Source organism: Microbacterium sp. AC215 (assembly GCF_979258645.1).
The window spans coordinates 1,108,869-1,128,161 of the sequence record NZ_OZ409869.1 but is presented as its reverse complement, the minus strand read 5'-3'; the positions used below and the strand labels follow the sequence as shown (position 1 = coordinate 1,128,161).

Genomic DNA, 19,293 nt, shown 5'->3' with positions numbered 1-19,293 from the left:
GTCAGCCTGCGGGTTCGAGCTGCACCACGAGACCGCGGTGGTCGCTTCCCGAGCCGCCGATCACGACGGAACCCGTCGTGGACCAGCTCGGCGACGCCATGACGTGGTCGATCGGGGTGCTCAGCAGCGCCGGCAGCGAGCTCGGCCATGTGCCGCTGAATCCGTTGCCGGAGCGGCTCGCGCCGTCGCGGCAGTACCCCATGTCGCCGCCGTCGACGCCGAGCCCCGCCATGTGGTCGATCGTCGCGTTGAAGTCACCCGCGAGGATGAAGTTCCCCTCGGGGCACTGGTCGGCGATCCAGCGCAGGTCGCTCTGCCACTGCGCCATGTCCTCCATCCGGGGCGCGACGGCGTGCACCGCGACGATCGTCGGACCCTCGCCATCGACCGGCATCAGCACCGCGCTGGGCACCGAGCCGGTGTTGTTGGAGCCGTCCTCGGACGACTCGATCACGGAGTACTCGCCGAGGTCGGGGGAGACGAGGACGGTCGTGTGCCAGGACTTGGGGCCGTCGACGACGTCGGGCTTGAACTGCACATGGTGCACCCACATGGGGTGATCCTGATCGCGAAGCAGCACGGCGATCTGCTCGCCCACCTCTTCGGTGGTCTCGGGCAATGCGACGACGTCAGCGCCACGCTCGAGGATCTCCCGCGCGATCTCCTCGGCGGACACCTCGTCGCCGGCGGTGTTCCAGGTGAGCACCCGGATGCTCGAATCGGTGGCGGCGGGGAGCGTGTCCGCGCCGAACCCGCGCATGAAGCCGATGGCTCCCGTCGCACCGGCGCCGAGCAGGGCGACGATCAGCACGGATGCCGCGAAGCCGCGCAACGGCTTCGCGAACAGGAGCAGCAGCGAAACGGCCGCGACGAGGAGGAATGCCGCCAGGACCACGCCGCGGGCGGCGACGATCTGCGCGAACGGATAGGTCTGCTCGAGATGGAAGAACTGCGGCCAGACGACGACGGCCGTCGCGATCGCGAGCAGCACGGTGACGAGGATCCCCAGTAGTCGAAACATCCTCTTCAGCCTAGAAGTCCTCTCTGTGAAGTCCCTAGAGCGACAGGCGTGCGCGGCCGACGTCCACGGTCGTCGGTACGCTCGGAGCATGGCCACCGCTCGATCCCGCCGTTTCGCCGGTCCGTCCGACCTGCACATGCACTCGAACCACTCGGACGGAACGGAGTCGCCCGGCGATGTCGTGCGCCAGGCACACCGGTTCGGGGTGCGCACGATGGCGCTGACCGATCACGATCGCACGACGGGGTGGGACGAGGCGGCAGCGGCGACGGCCGAGCTCGGGATGACGTTCATCCCCGGCATGGAACTCTCCGCGAAACACGAGTGGCGCAGCGTGCACGTGCTGGGCTACCTCTTCGATCCGCTCGACGAGGCGCTCGGATCCGAGACCGATCGCATCAGAGGCGACCGGATCGGTCGTGCCGAGCGGATCGTCCGCAGCATCGGTCGTGACTACGACCTCGACTGGGACGATGTCCTCGCCCAGACCACTCTCGACGCGACGGTCGGCCGTCCGCACATCGCTGATGCCCTTGTGGCCCGCGGAATCGTGCGCGACCGCACCGAGGCGTTCGACGGGATTCTGCACCCCAGAGAGGGTTACTACGAGCCCCACTACGCGCCCGACCCGCTCACGGCAGTGCGTCTGATCACCGAGGCCGGAGGGGTGGCGATCATCGCGCACCCTGCCACGATCGGCCGCGACCACATGATGCCCGTGCCGTTCATCGAGCAGCTCATCGCCGCAGGCCTGGGCGGTTTCGAGATCGATCATCGGGAGAACACCGCGGCAGGCCGGAAGACGCTGCACGCGATCGCCGCGAAGCACGATCTCATCGTCACCGGCTCGAGCGACTATCACGGCACCGGGAAACCCAATCTGCCGGGCGAGAACACCACATCCGACGAGATGGTGGAGCGACTGATCGAGCGCGCGACCGGCTCCGCGCCCCGCTACGCCTGACGCCGGGACGGCAGAGGGGCGGATGCCGCAGCTGCAGCATCCGCCCCTCTGTGAGTCCCTGAGGTGGAGTCGATCAGGCTCCGACGACCGGAGCCGCTCCCGCGCCGCCCGAACCCCCGCGGCGACGACGGCGACGACGGGCCGGGGCCGGCTTGCCGTCGTGGTGCTCCTTGCCTGCGCCGTCGTGGGTGCCGGCGCCCTCGGCGCCGCGGTCCGCTGACGGCGAGGACTGAGAGTCTCCGGATGATGCGTCGGCAGCGCCCTCGGCGAACGTCGAGCCCACCGGGGTCGAGCCGCCCCGACGACGCCGACGACGGCGGGTGCCGCCCTCATCCGTGCCCTCGGCCGCGGCATCGGCCGCACGCTCGGGGCGCGGTGCGCGCTCGGTCTTCACCGACTGGGTCTTGGGAGCCGAGACGAGACGGCCCTTGGTGCCTGCGGGGATGTCGAGGTCACTGAACAGGTGCGGGCTCGAGGAGTAGGTCTCGACCGGGTCGGGCTGCCCGAATTCGAGGGCGCGGTTGATCAGCGCCCACTTGTGCAGGTCCTCCCAGTCGACGAAGGTCACGGCGATGCCGGTCTTGCCCGCACGGCCGGTGCGACCGGCGCGGTGCAGGTACGTCTTGTCCTCGTCGGGGATGGTGTGGTTGATGACGTGCGTGACATCGTCGACGTCGATGCCGCGGGCGGCGACATCGGTCGCGACGAGGACGTCGCGCTTGCCGGCCTTGAACGCGGCCATCGACCGCTCGCGCTGGTCCTGTCCCATGTCGCCGTGCACGCCGCCGACGTTGAAGCCGCGGTCGCTGAGCTCGTCGACGAGGCGCTGCGCGGCGCGCTTGGTACGGGTGAAGATCACCGTCTTGCCGCGACCCTCCGCCTGGAGGATGCGGGCGATGATCTCGTCCTTGTCGAGCGAGTGGGCGCGGTACACCAGGTGCTTGATGTTCGCCTGCGTGAGACCCTCGTCGGGGTCGGTCGCGCGGATGTGGATCGGGTTCGTCATGAACCGACGAGCCAGCGCGACGATCGGTCCGGGCATGGTCGCGGAGAACAGCTGGGTGTGACGGACGGCCGGGACCTTCTGGAAGATCTTCTCGATGTCCGCGAGGAATCCGAGGTCGAGCATCTTGTCTGCCTCGTCGAGCACGACCTCGGTCGCGTTGGAGAGGTCGAGCAGACGCTGTCCGGCGAGGTCGATCAGGCGACCGGGCGTGCCGACGACGATCTGGGCACCCGCCTTGAGCTGGTCGATCTGGCCCTCGTATGCCTTGCCGCCGTAGATCGCGACGACGCTGGTGGAGCGGTTGCTCGTCAGCAGGTCGATGTCCTCGTACACCTGCACCGCGAGCTCGCGCGTCGGCACCACGATGAGCGCCTTGACGCCGTGCTCGGGGTCGAGGCCGAGCCGCTGCACCACGGGGATGCCGAAGCCGAACGTCTTGCCTGTTCCGGTCTTGGCCTGGCCGATGATGTCCTGGCCCGGAAGGCCGAGGGGGATGGTCTGCTCCTGGATCGGGAATGCGTCGACGATGCCCTTGGAGGCGAGAGCGTCGATGATGTCCTGATCGATTCCGAGATCAGCGAAGGTTGTCAATGTTCAGATGCCTGTCCGGCGACCTGCGAGGATCGCCATGTTCACGGATCCACGCCGTCTCTTGTGCCACAGGCGCGGGCCCCGCTCCGACGGCGGGGACAGGGACAGCCTACCCGAGGGGGTGGCGACGCCCGGGAATATCGCGTCTCCCGGGTAGTGTGAACCCCGTGGTGAACTGGTTCTGGAAGCGTAGGACGCCCCGGCGCACGATGACGTTGCGCAGTCGGGGCGATCAAGGAGCGGCGACGCGGGTCGACTTCGCCGAACTCGCGCCGGAGCTGCCGCGATTCCTGGGACAGGCGGCGTACCTCCAGCTGGGGTACTTCGAGACGCTCACGCGGCTGATCAGGGCGACTCCGGAGCTCTCCGAGAAGGAGGCGCTCTCCCGGGCAGCCGGTGCTGCGCTCACCAAGCATCGGGCGATCGTCGAACTCATCGCGGAGCGCGGAGACGATCCGACGCAGCTCATGCTCCCGTTCCGGGAGAACCTCGACGCCTTCCGGCGCAAGACCATCGGCGCGCGTCCGCGGGAGACTCTCCTCGCCGTCTACATCACGGCAGGCATGCTCGACGACTTCTACTTCGCGCTCGCCTCGAGCTACGGCGACACGGGGGAGCGGGTCGCGGAGATCCTCTCCGAGGACGATGCGCGACACGAGATCGTCGCCATCATCCAGGAGACGATCGACGGCGACGGCGAGTGGCGGTCGCTGCTCTCGATGTGGGCGCGCCGGCTCGTGGGGGACACGATCCTGGTGTGCCGGTCGGCGCTGCGTCAGCCCGAGCTCGCCGCGATGAGCGAGGACCGCGTCGAATTGGTCTACACCGAGCTGATGGGCGCGCACGCACGCCGCATGGATGCGATGGGTCTCGCCTCCTAGCCGACGGACCCGGCCGACGGCATCAGATGCCGAGTGCCGCCTTGGCCGCGGCATCGCTGCGTCGGCGCGACGCGACGATCGCGACGGTGGCGACTGCCGCGATGCCGACGGAGCCCACGACGCTCGCGAGCCATAGCCAGATGCTGTCCTCGCCCACGCCGAGCCACTGCAGGCCGGTGTAGATGACGGCCGCGAGGGCCGTGGCGACAGCGGGGGTGAGAGCGACCCCGCGCAACTCCCGCCCACCGATCATGTAGTGGGCCGCGATGCCGAGCGCGCACGCTCCGACGAGAGCGAGGAGGATGTACATCGTGGGGTCAGGCGAAGAAGCCGACGCGACGAGACTCCTCGGTGCCGAGCTCGATGTACGCGAGGTTCGCGGTCGGAACCAGGTAGGAGTTGCCCTTGACATCGGCGAAGCTCAGGTGAGAAGTGTTCTGCTCGAGAGCCGAGGAGACCTGCGTGCGGACCTCGTCCGCGCTCGATGCGGTCTCGAAGCTGAGCTCACGGCCGGTGTTGATGATGCCGATGCGGATTTCCACGCGTACTCCTGTTTTCCAGTCGACGATGCTGTGGTCGAGTCGACCCCGGAGGTCGACGACTGAGCCCAACTCTACCGGGCGGCGAGGTGACGGGATCCGCGGATCGGGCCGGTTTCGCCCTGAGCGCACACCGTCGCGAGACGGCGACGCCCGGCGATGTCGGCGCGCCGCAGTAGCGTGGAGGACATGACAGAGGATGCCGCGCAGAACGCCGTGATCGGTGCAGACGCCTCGGCATCCGGCGTCATCATCGGGGCGCCCGGCACGGGCAAGACCCGCACTCTCACCGAGCGCGTCGTCCATCTGCTCGACACAGCGGGGATGCGTCCGGAGCAGGTCCTCGTCCTCACTCCCAGCAGGCAGGCGGCGACCGCGCTGCGGGACCGCATCGGGGTCAGGATCGGTCAGGCCACTCCCGGGCCGCTGGCCAGGTCGCTCGGGTCGTTCGCATTCCAGGTGGTGCGCGGAGCGATGGTTCGCGAAGGGGCGGAGCCACCGGCTCTGCTGACCGGCGCAGACCAGGACCGCCTGATCGCCGAGCTCCTCGCCGGCGACGCGGAGGACGAGCGCATCGACTGGCCGCAGGCGCTGAGCCCCGCCGTACGCGCCTCCAAGGGGTTCCGCTCCGAGCTCCGTGCCTTCCTCGCGGAATGCGTCGAACTGGGGGCGCAGCCCGACGAGCTGCGCACGTCCGATGTCCCCGCCTGGTCGTCCGTCGCCGAGTTCCTCGTCGAATACCGCGCCGTGCTCGACCTGGCACGGGCATCCCACCGCGACGCGGCAGACCTGCTCGCCGAGGCGTGCACGATCCTGCGCACCGCCGAGCCGAGTGCCCTCGGCCCTCTCGCCGACCTCAGGGTGGTGCTCATCGACGACGCGCAGGAGCTGACACGCGGTGGCATCGCGGTGGTCGAGGCGCTCCGTGCGCGAGGCACGGCAGTGCTCGCCTTCGGCGATCCTGACATCTCCTCCGGAGCTTTCCGCGGCGCGAGCCCCGAGTTGTTCGCGCAGCTCGCCACGGCGCTGGGCGAGGTCCACGTGCTCGATGTCCCTCATCGTCAGGCGCCGGCGCTCACCGCGCTGACCCGCACCGTCACGCAGGCGATCGGCGTGTCGGGTCGCGTCGACCACAGGCGCGCGCCCGAGCCCGTCGCCGCGCACAGCCCGGGCGCCCCCGGCGACGTGAGCACCTTCATCGCCCCGTCACCGCATGAAGAGCTCGACCGCATCGCGGGTGTCATGCGCGAATGGCACCTCGTGGATGACGTCCCGTGGGATCGCATCGCGGTCATCGCACACGACACCAGGCAGGTCACGCAGCTCGACGCAGAGCTCGCCGCGCGGGAGATCCCGACGAGAGCCGCGGGCGTGCAACGTCCTCTCGGCTCCGAGCCGATCGTGCGCGACATCGTCGGCATCGTGCGCCTGGCCCTCACGCCGGCCGAGGAGCGGACTCCCCAGGACTGGGAGGAGGCGCTCCGCACGCCCTTCGGAGGCATGGATGCGATCGGGCTCCGACGCCTTCGCGCTCGTCTGCGCCATATAGAGCTCGACCTGGGGGGCTCGACGCCCGCACGGGAACTGCTGCGCCAGGCGCTGGCATCGCCCGACCACTTCACGCTCATCGACGCCCAGGAATCGCGCCTGGCCGCGCGCTTCGCCGCGACGATCGCAGATGTGGCCGCCGCGGCTGCCGACGGCGAGACGATCCACGATCTCCTGTGGCGGGTCTGGGACCAGGCCAGAGCGGTCGACGGGCGCAAGCTCCAGATCGCCTGGCGTGAGATGTCGTTGCAGACCAGCGGTGCGGAGACGGCGCGAGCCCTCGATGCGCTCGTCTCCCTGTTCGGTGCGGCCAAGCGATTCGTCGAGCGCACCCCGAACGAGAAGCCGGAGGTCTTCGTGCGTGACATCCTCGACAGCGAGGTGCCCGAAGACTCTCTCTCGAGTCCCGACCGGCCGGGCCGTGTGACCCTGCTCACACCGGCGACCGCACTCGGAACGGAGTTCGACGCGGTCGTGGTGGCCGGAGTGCAGGACGGAATCTGGCCGAATGTGCGGCTGCGCGGCGGGATGCTCCAGTCCTGGCGTCTCGCCGACGCACTGCTCGCATCCCGCACCGGAACCGCCGAGCACCCGCCCGAGGCACTCGACAGGCGCCGCGCCGCTCTGCACGATGAGCTGCGCCTGTTCGTCCGCGCCATCTCTCGTTCGCGGAGCAGACTCCTCATCACCGCGGTCGATGACGACGACATGACACCCAGTGCGTTCTTCGGCTTCCTCCCGCCGCCCGACCCGCCCGAGCTGCATGCCTCGGCCGAGCACCCGCTCACGCTGCGCGGTCTCGTCGCGCGTCATCGTCGGGTACTGACGACCTCGAGCGTCCGTGCCGCCCGAGACCACGCCTCCGCCCAGCTGGCGGTGCTCGCGCGGGAGGGAGTGCCGGGTGCCGATCCGGACGAGTGGTACGGAGTGACGCCGCCGACGACCGATGCACCGCTGCACGACCTCGCCGTCGACGCCGCCCGGGTCTCGCCGTCGCGGATGGAGTCCTTCGAGGAGTGCGAGCTGAACTGGGCGGTGTCCGCCCTGGGCGGCGACACCGTGATGCCGCCGTCGGCCGGAATCGGCACGATCATCCACGAGGCGATGGAGCAGGTGCCCGACGGCGAACTGGACCGTCTGCGTGACGTCCTGGCCGAGCATTGGCCGGAGCTCGATTTCGAGACGGCCTGGATAGGTCGCAAGGAGAGGCGCCGCGCCGATCTGTACATCGATCGACTGCACAGCTACCTGTCGGACGTGTCGGACGAGGGCGGTCGAGTGATCGCCGGCGAGGTGGAGTTCCGGTTCGCGGTCGAGGTGCCCGAGCAGGAGGGCATCGCGCCGGGCGTGCGTGCGGCGAGCGTCGACGGCGACCCCCATCCGCACCATGCGATCGTGCACGGCTTCATCGACCGGGTCGAGGCGTACGCCGCAGGTGGCGGAGAGCATTCGAAGGCGCGGGGACAGAAGTGGACGCGCATGGCCGATGCGCAGAGCGGGGAGCGCGTCGTGGTCGTGGACTTGAAGACCGGCAAGTACGAGCCGGAGAGCGAGCAGAAGGTGGCGGACCACGCCCAGCTCGCCGCATACCAGGTGGCGGTGCAGGAAGGACTCGTGGCGGGAGCGGATCCTGCGGCCCTCGCCGGCGCGCGCCTCGTCCTGGTCGCCAAGACCCTGGCCGGCAGCGATTTCCGCGTCGCGCACCAGCACACCCTCGCCGGTGAAGAGCGTGTCCAGTTCCTCGGACGGATCGCGGAAGCCGCCCGAGGGATGTCGGCGGCGAGCTTCACGGCCCATGTCGAGGCTCACTGCGCGGATACGCAATGGCGAGTCCAGCCGTGCCGCATCCACACCGTCGCCGCGGTGAGCGCGTGACGGCGTGGACGGGAGCGGGGAACGGGATCTCTGCTCTGGACGTCGCCGCCGCGCTCGGTCTCCCCGCACCGACGGAGGCTCAGCAGCGGGTGATCGAGTCGCCACCGGCGCCGGCCCTGGTGGTCGCGGGCGCGGGCAGCGGAAAGACCGAGACGATGGCCGGCCGCGTCGTCTGGCTGGTCGCGAACGGGCATGTGCGACGCGATCAGATCCTCGGCCTGACCTTCACGCGGAAGGCCGCGGGTGAGCTCGCGGAGCGCATCGGCGTCCGTCTGGCGCTCATCGACGAATACGGGAGACGAGGACTGCTGCCGCACCTGCCCGAGATCGTGGCGAGCGGTGCCCTCGATCGGGTGTCGAGAGCCGCGAACGCCAGACAGCGCGAGGTCGTCCGATCGCAGGTGCTCGACGAGCTCGCCGCACGTTTCGGCACCGGGGCGGTCTCGACCCCCCGTTCGGCCGAGGATCTGTTGATCCGTCCGAAGGTCTCGACCTACAACGCGTTCGCGGATGGCATCGTGCGCGAGCACGCGGCGCGCATCGGCCGCGACTCCGACGTCGCCATGCTCAGCCAGGCCGCATCCTGGATGCTCGTACGCGACGTGGTGCTGCGCGCCGACCTGCCGGAGCTGGAGGAGATCGACCGGTCGGTGGCGGGGGTGGTCGACGCGGTTCAGAGATTGGCCGGCGACTCGCTCGATCACCGGGTCGATCTCGACCGCGCCGATCGCATCGCGCTGCGCCAGGCCGAGGCGTTCGAGCCGTACCTCAGCAACGCGGAGGTCGCGACCGCGGCTGCGAACCTGCGCGCTCTTCCCGCTCTGTCCGTCCTGGTGCGCGATTACATCGCCGAGAAGGAGCGCCGCGGAGTGCTGGACTTCGCCGACCAGGTCAGCGGCGCCTACGACATCGTGGAGTCGTCTCCCGACGTGCGCGAGGACCTGCGGCAGCAGCATCAGGTGGTGCTGCTGGACGAATACCAGGACACCTCGGTGATCCAGACGCAGTTCCTCGCCCGACTCTTCCGCGACACCGCGGTGATGGCGGTCGGGGATCCGCACCAGTCGATCTACGGATGGCGAGGCGCCAGCGCGGACAATCTGCACGCCTTCGCGCGCACCTTCTCCGAACACGAGAGCGTCGGCAACTACAGTCTGATGACGAGCTGGCGCAACGACCGGAGCATCCTCGGTGTCGCCAACCGCATCCTCGGTCCGCTGCGCAGGCCCGGATTGGATGTGCCACCGCTCGAGTCTCGTCCCGGCGCCGGCCCCGGGGCGGTCGAGATGAGCTTCCCGCTCACCGTCGATGACGAGGCTCGCGCGGTCGCCGAATGGTTCGCGGCGCGTCGCGCGGAGCACGACGACCTCGCGAAGCCGCATACCGGAGCGGTGCTGTTCCGGTCGAAGCGGCACATGCAGACGTTCGCGGCGGCCCTTGCCGCAGAAGGGATTCCGCACCGCATCCTGGGGCTCGGGGGACTCCTGGCGACCCCCGAGGTCGTCGATGTCGTGTCGACGCTGCGCGTGCTGCACGATCCGACGGCGGGCTCTGCGTTGATCAGGCTCCTCGTCGGTCCTCGATTCTCCGTCGGTGTCGCCGACATGGCGGCGTTGCAGCAGCTCGCGGCGGAGCTCTCCCGTCGGGACAGCGGGCTGCTGCCGCTGGACGACGAGCTCCGCAAACGCATCCGCGCGTCACGGGGGGCGGACGAGGCGCTGTCGATCATCGACGCCGTCGACGTGCTCCGCGGTCTCAGCGACGACTACCGCCTTCTCGCCGGGATCACGCCGGACGGGCGTTCTCGCATCCGTGCCGCGGGCGAGATGCTCGAACGCCTCCGACGGGCGTCGTCGCTTCCGCTTCCCGATCTGCTGAGGCTGATCGAGCTCGAGCTGCGTCTGGACATCGAGCTCGCAGCGAACGAGACCAGAGGGCCGGCGCGTATCGCGGCGACGCAGCTGCGCGCGTTCACTGACGAGGTTCGGTCGTTCCTCGCCGCAGACGAACGGGGGACCATCTCGAGTCTCCTCGCCTGGTTGGAGAAGGCCGAGAGCACAGACGAGTTGGTGCCGCGGCCCGAGCCGCCCGAACCCGGGGTCGTCCAGCTTCTGACGATCCACGGATCCAAGGGGTTGGAGTGGGATGCGGTCGCCGTCGTCCGCATGGTCGAGGGCGAACTGCCGTCGCGCCCGACGGACACCTCAGGATGGTTCGGCTTCGGAGTGCTGCCGTTCGCTCTGCGAGGCGACAGCGCGGCCCTGCCGACCTTCAGTTGGATAGCGCCCTCGGACGAAGAGCTCGATGCGGCGAAGCGGCTGAAGGCAGGTATCGCATCGCTGACCAGCAGGAGCAAGACAGCGCCGGGCGCGATCACGGTCTTCAAGGACGCCTACCGCGAGTATCAGCAGGAGGAGGAGCGTCGACTCGCCTACGTCGCCGTCACCAGGGCGCGCAGTCATCTGCTTCTGACCGGGGCCCACTGGGCGGGGCAGAAGCAGCCGAAGAAGCCGAGCCCCTATCTGACCGAGGCGATGGAGATTCTCGGAATCGCTCCGATCGAGCCCGTGGATCCGGACGAGAACCCCTACGACGGCCCCGGCGCAACGCTCACCTGGCCTCTCGACCCGCTCGGCGCTCGGCGTGGAGTCGTCGAGGCAGCCGCCGCTGCCGTGCGCGCGGCAGCCGACGGGGAGCCGGAGGCCGCTCCCGAACTGGCGCGTCTGCTCGCCGAGCGCGCCGCCCGATTGCGTGGCACCGACGCATCACCGCCCACCCGGGTGCCGGCCTCCCGCTTCAAGGACTACGTCACCGATTTCACCGGCACCGTGTCTTCCATCGTCCGTCCGATGCCTGAGCGGCCGTATCGGCAGACCCGGCTGGGCACGCTGTTCCACGCATGGGTCGAGCGGCGGAGCGAACTCGTCGGCGTCGGTCAGCGCGTCGACGAGGCGCTGTGGGAGGTCGACGAGGATGATCTCTCGTTCGTCGAGACCGTCGGCGGAGCGGAGGTCTCGTCCGCCGACGCCGCCGACCTCGAGACCCTGCAGTCGATCTTCGAGGCCAGCGAGTGGGGCGCGCTCAAGCCCATCGCGGTCGAGATCGAGATCGACTTCGCGCTGGGTGGCGCTGTGCCGGGTGACGAACGCCATATCGTCATCTGCAAACTCGACGCGGTCTATCGACGCGAAGATCGCGGCGGGCGCATCGAGATCGTCGACTGGAAGACGGGCAAGGCCCCACGCACACCTCGGGAACGGGAGGAGCGGATGCTGCAGCTCGCGCTCTACCGTCTCGCCTACCACCGTCGTTTCGGAGTGCCCCTGGAGGAGATCGACGTGGCGCTGTACTACGTCGCGGACGACCTCGTCATCCGCGGTGACCGCGTCTACTCCGAGTCGGAGCTCTTCCAGCGCTGGAGCGCTGCTCGGGCAGCCCGCTGAGCCTCGTCCTCCGGCGATCCCTCGTCTGAGCCGTCCGCTCGCTCAGTCCTCGCCGGGTCATCGACCGGGCGTCGCTCCGCGGTGGGCTCCTGCGCGGTGTGCCTGCGCACGCCTGAAAGATCTTCCGTCTCGAGACCACCGACCTCGAGACGACGAGCGGCGTCCGCGGCGGCGTCGCTGAGATCGCTCGTCGCCTGATCGTCGGCATCGCCATCAGGACCGTCGGCGTCGTCGTCGCGCCACAGCTCGTTCGGGTTGTACGCGTCGGTCTGCATCGACGTGTCGGCCCCCGCCGAGGCGCGTGCCGGCACTCTGTCGAGCGCGTCCAGGGCGGACTCGACGCCCTCGTTGCGCGACGCGATCACGCCGAGATCGTCGCTGTGCAATCCTTCGGCGAGTGCGTCGAGAAGGGCGGCGGCGTCGTCGACGATGTCGGGCCGGTGCAAGGAGTCGCCGTGGACGAGCCATCGGGCGAATTCGAGCTCGGCGAGCAGGCGTGCGCGCACCTCGAGAGCGCCGTCCGGCCCGCGGTCGGCGGCCCGAGCGTACGCGGCATGGACGTCGTGCGCCGCATCAGGGGCGGTGGACAGCCACGACAGATCGATCGCCGGATCTCCGACGGCCAGCGAATGCCAGCCGATGAGTCCGGTGACCTCGGGACCGAGATCCGGGTCGTCCCGGAAGATGAAGGAGGTCGACTGCACGCCGCCCAGCACGACCGTCGATTCGAACCGCCAGAGATCGTCGTCGGCGACGGCGTCGCGCCATCGCACCGTGAGCCGCGCGGGGACGCGCCCGGTCGATGCCGCGGAGTCGATCAGTCGAGCGAGTTCGTCGCGGCTCTCCTGCGCAGACCGCGTCGTCAACCCGGCGCCTCTCACGACCGAGGTGGGCAGGGAGTGCACTGCCGCGATCGCCGCACCCATCGATTCGGCGGCGCCACGGCCGGCAGGCACCATCGCCGCCTCGATCTGGAATCCGGGCAGCAGCTCCGTCACGAGCGCGCGGGCGTCCGCGAGTCGCGTCTCGCCGATGTATTCGGGGGCTCGGAAGGGGAGCATCGCCCGCGCACCGGCTGTCAGAGCCCGCAGCGCGAGCGCCTCGGCGGCCAGCTCGCGTGAGGTCTCATCGTCATCGGCGACACGGATCGCGAGCTCGCGCCCGTCTGCGAGAGTGGCGACCGCGGAGTCGAAGCGTCCGTCACCGTCGGCGCTGAGCGTGCGGGCCCCGATCACCTCGGCGCCGGGCAGTGCGGCAGTCACCGCCGCGGCTAGAGTGAATGGAGAGCGTCCCATGCCTCCAGGGTAGGTGGACGTGGGGGTGGTCCAGCTTCCGCCACGCCCGTGAGAGAGGGAGACGATGATCGCCGGCAGCAGCACATCCCTCGATCGCGCAGCGGATCTGCGGGTCGAACCCGGAGTCCTCGATCGTCTGCGCGCCGACGAGGCGACGCGGGTCATCGCCGTACGAGACGGCCGCGTGCGCATTTCGGGCGCCGACCTCGAATCGGCCACGCTGCTGCGGGTTCCCGCCGCCGAGATCGTCGATGCGACCTGGGCGCTCCTCGGGCGCGAAGGTGACGGTACCGCCGTGCTTCTCGCCGTTCTGCAGCCCGAGGGCGACACCGTCGACACCGCACCCGACGAGGTGTGGCTGGGACTCCGCGACCTCGGCGCGCGTCTCGGCTCGGGTGACACGGAGCTGCTCATCGAGGCGCTCGCGCTGGGAGGCTGGCTGCGGGACGCACCGTTCTGCCCCCGATGCGGCGGAGGGACGGAGCTGCGCCAGGCCGGATGGTCGCGCCGCTGCCTCGTCTGCGGTCGCGAGCACTTCCCTCGGACGGACCCAGCCGTCATCGTCGCGGTGGAGAGCTCTGACGGCGAACGGCTCCTGCTCGGGGCGAACGCCAACTGGGGCGGCCGGATGTACTCCTGCTTCGCGGGATTCACCGAGGCGGGCGAGTCGTTGGAGTCGACCGTGCATCGTGAGCTCGAGGAGGAATCCGGCGTTCGGCTGGCCTCGCTGCGTTACGTCTCGTCTCAGCCGTGGCCGTTCCCTCGCTCGCTCATGCTCGGCTTCCGTGCCGTCGCTCTGGATGAGCACGAGCTGCGGCCCGACGGGGAGGAGATCATCGACGTCCGCTGGTTCACCCGTGACGAGATCGGGTCCGCTCTCGCCGGTGACGGACCCGTCGGCCTCCCCGGACCCGCGTCCATCGCCCGCGCACTGATTCTCGACTGGTTCGAGGAGCGCGCGTGAGCGCGCTCGAAGCCCTCGACGATCGACAGCGGGAGGCGGCATCCGTGCTGCGCGGTCCCGTCGCTGTGCTCGCAGGTGCGGGAACCGGGAAGACCCGAGTGATCACCCACCGGATCGCCCATGGTGTCGACACCGGTGCATACTCGCCGTCGCGCGTCATGGCGGTGACCTTCACGGCCAAGGCGGCGGGCGAGCTCAGGGGTCGTCTGCGCGCGCTCGGCGTCGAGGGCGTGGCCGCGCGGACATTCCACGCCGCCGCCCTCGCCCAGCTGAACTTCTTCTGGCCCACACTGGCCGGATCACCCGCTCCGTCGATCATCGACAACAAGGTGAGGCTGCTCGGCCAGGCTGCCGACGCGATGCGACTGCGGCCGAGCACCGCGACGCTTCGCGACCTCGCCTCGGAGATCGAATGGCGCAAGGTGTCGATGTTGTCGATCGAACAGCACGCGTCGCTCGGCCGCACGTTGAGCGGCGTCGACTCCGCTCAGTTCGTCGAACTGCAACAGCGCTATGAAGCGTTGAAGGACGAGCGGCGCCAACTCGACTTCGAGGACGTGCTGCTGGCCTGCGCCGGGATGCTCGAGGCCGAACCTCGCGTCGCAGCGTCCGTGCACGAGCAGTATCGGCATTTCACGGTCGACGAGTACCAGGACGTCTCTCCGCTCCAGAACCGCCTGCTCGAACTCTGGCTGGGCGATCGCAAGGACATCTGCGTCGTCGGTGACGCGAGTCAGACCATCTACTCGTTCGCCGGCGCCGAACAGCGATTCCTCCTCGAGTTCGAGCGGCGGCATCCCGATGCCACGGTCGTGCGTCTCGAGACCAACTACCGTTCGCAGGCCCCGATCCTCGAAGCGGCGAACGCCCTGATGAAGGGGCGGCCGGGCGCCCTCGAACTCGTCCCGGCGAGAGAGACGTTCAACGCGGATTCGCCCACGGTCACGGCGTACGACTCCGAGCGCGACGAGGCAGAGGGGATCGCCGCCGCCGTGGCGGCGCGGATCGAGTCAGGGGCGTCGCCCTCAGAGATCGCCGTGCTCTACCGGGCTCATGCGCAGTCCGCGGTGCTGCAGCAGGCGCTCGCCGCCGAAGGCATCGCGACATCGGTACTGGGTGGAACCCGGTTCTTCGCGATGCCCGAGGTGCGACAGGCGATCCTGGCCCTGCGGGCCGCCGCGGTCGCGCCGACCGAGCACGGTTTCCTGCCCGGGGTCCAGAGGGTCCTCCGCGAGCTCGGTCTCTCCGACGAGCCACCGGCGGCCGGGGGAGCTCAGCGCGACGGCTGGGAGGCTCGGCGGGCGATTCTGCGTCTCGCCGAAGACGCCGGACCCGATGAGACCCTGCGCACCTTCAGCGACGCGCTCATGGCGCGCGCGAAGGACCAGCACGAGCCCACCATGCGCACCGTGACTCTGTCGACGTTGCACGCCGCCAAGGGTCTCGAATGGCCGCATGTCTACCTCGCGGGGTGGGCGGAGGGCGCACTCCCGATCTCCTACGCCACCGGCTTCGAGGCGATCGACGAAGAGCGCCGCCTCGCTTACGTCGGCGTCACGCGGGCCGCGCGTACTCTCTCGCTGTCGTGGTCGCGCTCAGCGGGACGCGGGGAACGCGCCCCGTCGCGGTTCCTGGCAGAGATGGGAACGACTGCTCGCGGCACCGGCATTCTTCGTGAAACGTCACCGAGCGCCAGTCGCGGCGCCCCTCGCCGCTGACCTCCACGAACGAGCCCGGGGCCGCGCTCTCTGCGAGCAGCCGCGCGACGAGCGTCGCCGCCTCCGTGATCCGCGCGGCACTGATCGGACCCGCGCCGCGCCCGATGAGTTGGGCGTGCATGCGGGGCCAGGCATCGTCGCGCTCGCGTTCATGCTCGTCGCGGCAGGTCAGGCAGGCCGATTCGCCGGGTACCACCAGGGGTCCGACCGTGATCCGTCCTCGCTCGAGCGCGACCGGCAGGTGCGACGTGTCGTCGCGAAGGTAGCGTGCGAAGTGCAGCGCGGCCGCCGCACCTTCGACCAGCACGATGCCGATGTCGCGGGGATTCTCCCGCTCGCCGACGGCGATGCCCTCGTCGAGGAGCGCCTCGCGCATGCGGAACTCGCATCGCGCGTCGGCGACGTCGATGCTCTCCACCCACGCAGCCGGGGGAGCGGGAGAATCGTCGACGAGCAGCGGCTCGAGCCGCGACAGAAGCATCCGCGCCTCTGCGCGCGGGGCGCCGGCGGCATGTGCCACGACATCGAAGCCCCCGCGCCGGAATCCGGCGGCCATCCGAGCGATCAGACGCTCGACCCACGGTTCCGAGGCGGCGATGCGCAGCGTCCCCTCGATGCCGATCTGCAGTGTCTCACCGTCGCGCCAGAGCAGTGGAACCGCGGGGTCCAGGCGAGTGATGGTCTTGGGTGTCAGCGGAGACATCCCTCGATTCTGCGCAAAGCCGGGCTCCCGGTGGGGGAGTCGCGGGCATCCGTGGAAAAGTCCTCGCGCCTCTGCCGCCCCGTCGGTCACACGGGTCGGTCGCCTCCCGGGCCGTCGTCACCGTCGGTGTCCTGCTCGCCTTCGGGCGTCTCCGGCTGCTCTCGCGAGAAGTCGTCGCCATCTAGCAGACGTGCCAGCGCCTCGTCGAACTCATCGGCGACCGGCTGCTCTCCCCGCGCGCTCGCCTGCAGTCGCGCCACGAGCGCCGACGGGTCGTCGATGTCGTCCGACGTCGGCATGAGGTCGGCGTAGTCCCACAGGGAGTCGCGCCCGGCGATGCCCACGGCGTCTGTCACCGCCTTCCACATGGCCGACGCCTCGCGCAGACGACGGGGCCGCAGCTTGAGTCCGACGAGAGCGCCGAGTGCGTCCTCGGCGGGACCGCCCACCGCGCGGCGGCGGCGAGCGGCTTCAGCGATGCGGGCACCGTCGGGAAGACGGGAGGTGGCCTGCGCTGTCACGACGTCGACCCAGCCGTCGATCGTCGCGACGAGGTTCTCGAGTCGGGCCAGTGCCTCGCGCTGCGCGTCGGTCTGCGTGGGAAGCAGCGCACCGCCTTCGATGGCCGCGCGGAGCTCTTCGGGGTTGGACGGGTCGAGGCGGCTTGCGACGTCCTCGAGTGCATCCACGTCGACCGTGACCCCGCGGGCGAAATCGGTGATCTGCGCCATGACGTGCAGGTGCAGCCACTTCGAGTGGCGATACAGCCGGGCGTATGCGAGTTCGCGGGTCGCGAGATAGAGGGTGATCTGGTCTTCGGGGATCTCGAGACCCTCGCCGAATGCTGTCAGGTTCTGGGGGATGACAGCGGCAGTGCCGGCCGGAAGCACCGGGATGCCGACGTCTCCGCCCGACACCACTTCGAGTGCGAGGTTGCCGAGGACCTGGCCGAACTGCGCCGCGAAGACCGAGCCGCCGAGACCGCGCATGAGCTTGCCCGCGCCCTGCACGACGTCGCGCATCTCTTCGGGCACCTGCGTGTCGAGCGCGCTGGTCAGCGCATCGGCGATGCTCGTCGACACGGGGCCGGCGATCTCCTTCCACACGGGCAGGGTCGCTTCGACCCATTCGCCGCGCGTCATGGCCTTCGGCGACTCGCCGAGTTCGGAGATCGTGGTCGCCTCGCCGAGCCAGAGGTCCGCGAGGGCGAAGGAGTCGACGAGCGAGGTCCGCGAGCCGTCGGTGATGCCGAGACCGTCGCGGTTGGCGATGTGCAGCGCCTGCCGCAGCGCGTTCTCCCAGGGATCGCCGCCGAACGCACCCTGCAGCTGCGACATGATCGTCTGCATCATCGCCGGGTCGATCTGGATCCCATCCATGCCCGCGAAGGCGTTCTGCAGCGCCTCGGGGTCGATGTCTCCGGCGCCCTGGCCGGACATCATGCGTCGGAGGAACTCTTGGAAGTCCTCGGGGGTCGGGTCGTTGTCTGACATGTCGCTCGCCTCTCAGCACGCCTAAAGCCGTGGCATCTACGCTAGTCACAGGATCGGCCGCGAGACCCCGAAGCGGGCAGATCGCTGTACGCCGCCCGCGAACGACGGAGGAACCCTGTGGATCGAACCCGGTCTGTCAAGCTCGGACTGGGAGTCTGGGCGCTGGTCGTCGCGTTGATCGCGCTCGTCGTGCTGACCTTCCTCCCGACGCCTTACGTGATCCAGCGCCCGGGCCCGGTCTACGACACCCTCGGCACCGCGGCAGGAGCCGACGGCGAGCAGGTTCCGCTCATCCAGGTCGACGGCGCCGAGACGTTCGAGACCGGAGGGACTCTCGACCTCACGACCGTGCAGGTCGTCGGAAACCGTGAGCGCACCCCGAGCTGGTTCGAGCTCGCTCTCGCGTGGATGGACTCCTCACGAGCGGTGGTGCCTCTCGACTCCGTGTTCCCCGAGGGGGTCACGACGGAGCAGCGCGACGAACGCAACGCGACACTCATGGTGGACTCGCAGCACGAGGCGACCGCGGCAGCGCTCAACGAGCTGGGCTACGACACCGGAGCCGAGGTCGTCGTCCAGGAGGTCGTCGAGGATGCACCGGCCGAGGGAGCGCTCGAGGCGGAGGACGTCATCACCGCCGTGGACGGCGCCGCGGTGACCTCCGCGAAGCAGCTGCGTCAGGCGATCCAGGATGGGGAGGGCGCGCCGGTCTCGCTCACCGTGCAGCGCTCCGGCGAGGAACAGGTGGTCGAGGTGACGCCCGTCGAGCAGACCGACGGTGACGTGACGACGTGGCTGATCGGTGTCACGTTGCGCACGGACTACGATTTCGAGATCGATGTGACGCTCCAGCTCGACAACGTCGGTGGACCCAGCGCCGGGATGATGTTCGCGCTCGGCATCATCGACACCCTCACCGAAGGGGAGCTGAACGGCGGCGAGAACGTCGCCGGCACCGGCACGATCGAGGCCGATGGGACGGTCGGGCCGATCGGCGGCATCCGTCAGAAGCTCTACGGTGCCCGTGATGCGGGGGCGGAGTACTTCCTCGCTCCGTCGACGAACTGCGACGAGGTCACCGGCCACGTGCCGGACGGACTGACCGTGATCAGCACCTCGACGCTGGAGGAATCGCTCGACGCGCTCGAGGTGATCGCGAACGGCGGCGACGTGGGATCGCTCCCGACCTGCGACGTCGTGACCTCCCCGTGACAGGTATGACAGCCGCAGCACAGTAAGGCGTGCCTAGGAT

13 protein-coding genes are annotated in these 19,293 nt (G+C 69.6%); 7 read left to right on the top strand and 6 right to left on the bottom strand.

Annotated features, from left to right (window positions below; all coding sequences use genetic code 11):
* Position 1: 1 nt before the first annotated feature.
* On the bottom strand, positions 2-1,021 hold the full coding sequence (locus tag ACZZZF_RS05690; protein WP_187249397.1) for an endonuclease/exonuclease/phosphatase family protein: 1,020 nt from the start codon (positions 1,019-1,021) through the stop codon (positions 2-4).
* 88 nt (positions 1,022-1,109) lie between these two features.
* On the opposite strand from ACZZZF_RS05690, the gene ACZZZF_RS05685 reads away from it, so the two are divergent.
* Positions 1,110-1,985 carry a PHP domain-containing protein gene (locus ACZZZF_RS05685; RefSeq protein WP_187249398.1) on the top strand — a complete coding sequence of 292 codons (876 nt, stop codon included), beginning with the start codon at positions 1,110-1,112 and terminating at the stop codon, positions 1,983-1,985.
* Positions 1,986-2,058: 73 nt separating this feature from the next.
* Here ACZZZF_RS05685 and ACZZZF_RS05680 read toward each other — a convergent pair whose 3' ends face one another.
* On the bottom strand, positions 2,059-3,582 hold the full coding sequence (locus ACZZZF_RS05680) for a DEAD/DEAH box helicase (RefSeq protein WP_463497475.1): 1,524 nt from the start codon (positions 3,580-3,582) through the stop codon (positions 2,059-2,061).
* A gap of 167 nt (positions 3,583-3,749) precedes the next feature.
* On the opposite strand from ACZZZF_RS05680, the gene ACZZZF_RS05675 reads away from it, so the two are divergent.
* Positions 3,750-4,463, top strand: coding sequence for a ferritin-like fold-containing protein (locus ACZZZF_RS05675; RefSeq protein ID WP_053095594.1), 714 nt, complete (start codon positions 3,750-3,752; stop codon positions 4,461-4,463).
* A gap of 22 nt (positions 4,464-4,485) precedes the next feature.
* Here ACZZZF_RS05675 and ACZZZF_RS05670 read toward each other — a convergent pair whose 3' ends face one another.
* Positions 4,486-4,773: a hypothetical protein gene (locus tag ACZZZF_RS05670; RefSeq protein ID WP_053095595.1), complete on the bottom strand. Its 288-nt coding sequence runs from the start codon at positions 4,771-4,773 to the stop codon at positions 4,486-4,488.
* A 7-nt stretch (positions 4,774-4,780) separates the two neighbouring features.
* On the bottom strand, positions 4,781-5,005 hold the full coding sequence (locus ACZZZF_RS05665; protein WP_053095596.1) for a DUF3107 domain-containing protein: 225 nt from the start codon (positions 5,003-5,005) through the stop codon (positions 4,781-4,783).
* A gap of 186 nt (positions 5,006-5,191) precedes the next feature.
* On the opposite strand from ACZZZF_RS05665, the gene ACZZZF_RS05660 reads away from it, so the two are divergent.
* Both ACZZZF_RS05660 and ACZZZF_RS05655 read left to right on the top strand, forming a co-directional pair.
* Complete coding sequence (locus ACZZZF_RS05660) at positions 5,192-8,425, top strand: ATP-dependent helicase (RefSeq protein ID WP_463497473.1); 3,234 nt, start codon at positions 5,192-5,194, stop codon at positions 8,423-8,425.
* Positions 8,374-11,868 carry a UvrD-helicase domain-containing protein gene (locus ACZZZF_RS05655; protein WP_400340712.1) on the top strand — a complete coding sequence of 1,165 codons (3,495 nt, stop codon included), beginning with the start codon at positions 8,374-8,376 and terminating at the stop codon, positions 11,866-11,868. The genes ACZZZF_RS05660 and ACZZZF_RS05655 overlap by 52 nt, the downstream gene beginning before the upstream one ends.
* Here ACZZZF_RS05655 and ACZZZF_RS05650 read toward each other — a convergent pair.
* Complete coding sequence (locus ACZZZF_RS05650; RefSeq protein ID WP_463497470.1) at positions 11,814-13,163, bottom strand: phosphotransferase; 1,350 nt, start codon at positions 13,161-13,163, stop codon at positions 11,814-11,816. The genes ACZZZF_RS05655 and ACZZZF_RS05650 overlap by 55 nt on opposite strands.
* Positions 13,164-13,227: 64 nt before the next feature.
* Between ACZZZF_RS05650 and nudC the strand changes: the two genes are divergently transcribed.
* Both nudC and ACZZZF_RS05640 read left to right on the top strand, forming a co-directional pair.
* Positions 13,228-14,127, top strand: coding sequence for an NAD(+) diphosphatase (gene nudC, locus ACZZZF_RS05645; protein WP_056278120.1), 900 nt, complete (start codon positions 13,228-13,230; stop codon positions 14,125-14,127).
* Positions 14,124-15,845 (top strand): ATP-dependent helicase, encoded by a 1,722-nt coding sequence (locus ACZZZF_RS05640; RefSeq protein WP_053095601.1) that lies wholly within the window; start codon positions 14,124-14,126, stop codon positions 15,843-15,845. Before nudC ends, ACZZZF_RS05640 begins: the two co-directional genes overlap by 4 nt.
* A gap of 789 nt (positions 15,846-16,634) precedes the next feature.
* Here ACZZZF_RS05640 and ACZZZF_RS05635 read toward each other — a convergent pair.
* Positions 16,635-18,041, bottom strand: a complete 1,407-nt coding sequence (locus ACZZZF_RS05635) for a zinc-dependent metalloprotease (protein ID WP_463497468.1) — start codon at positions 18,039-18,041, stop codon at positions 16,635-16,637.
* 117 nt (positions 18,042-18,158) lie between these two features.
* Here ACZZZF_RS05635 and ACZZZF_RS05630 point away from each other — a divergent pair, with 117 nt between their 5' ends.
* Positions 18,159-19,253, top strand: coding sequence for a YlbL family protein (locus ACZZZF_RS05630; RefSeq protein ID WP_082586550.1), 1,095 nt, complete (start codon positions 18,159-18,161; stop codon positions 19,251-19,253).
* Positions 19,254-19,293 lie beyond the last annotated feature (40 nt).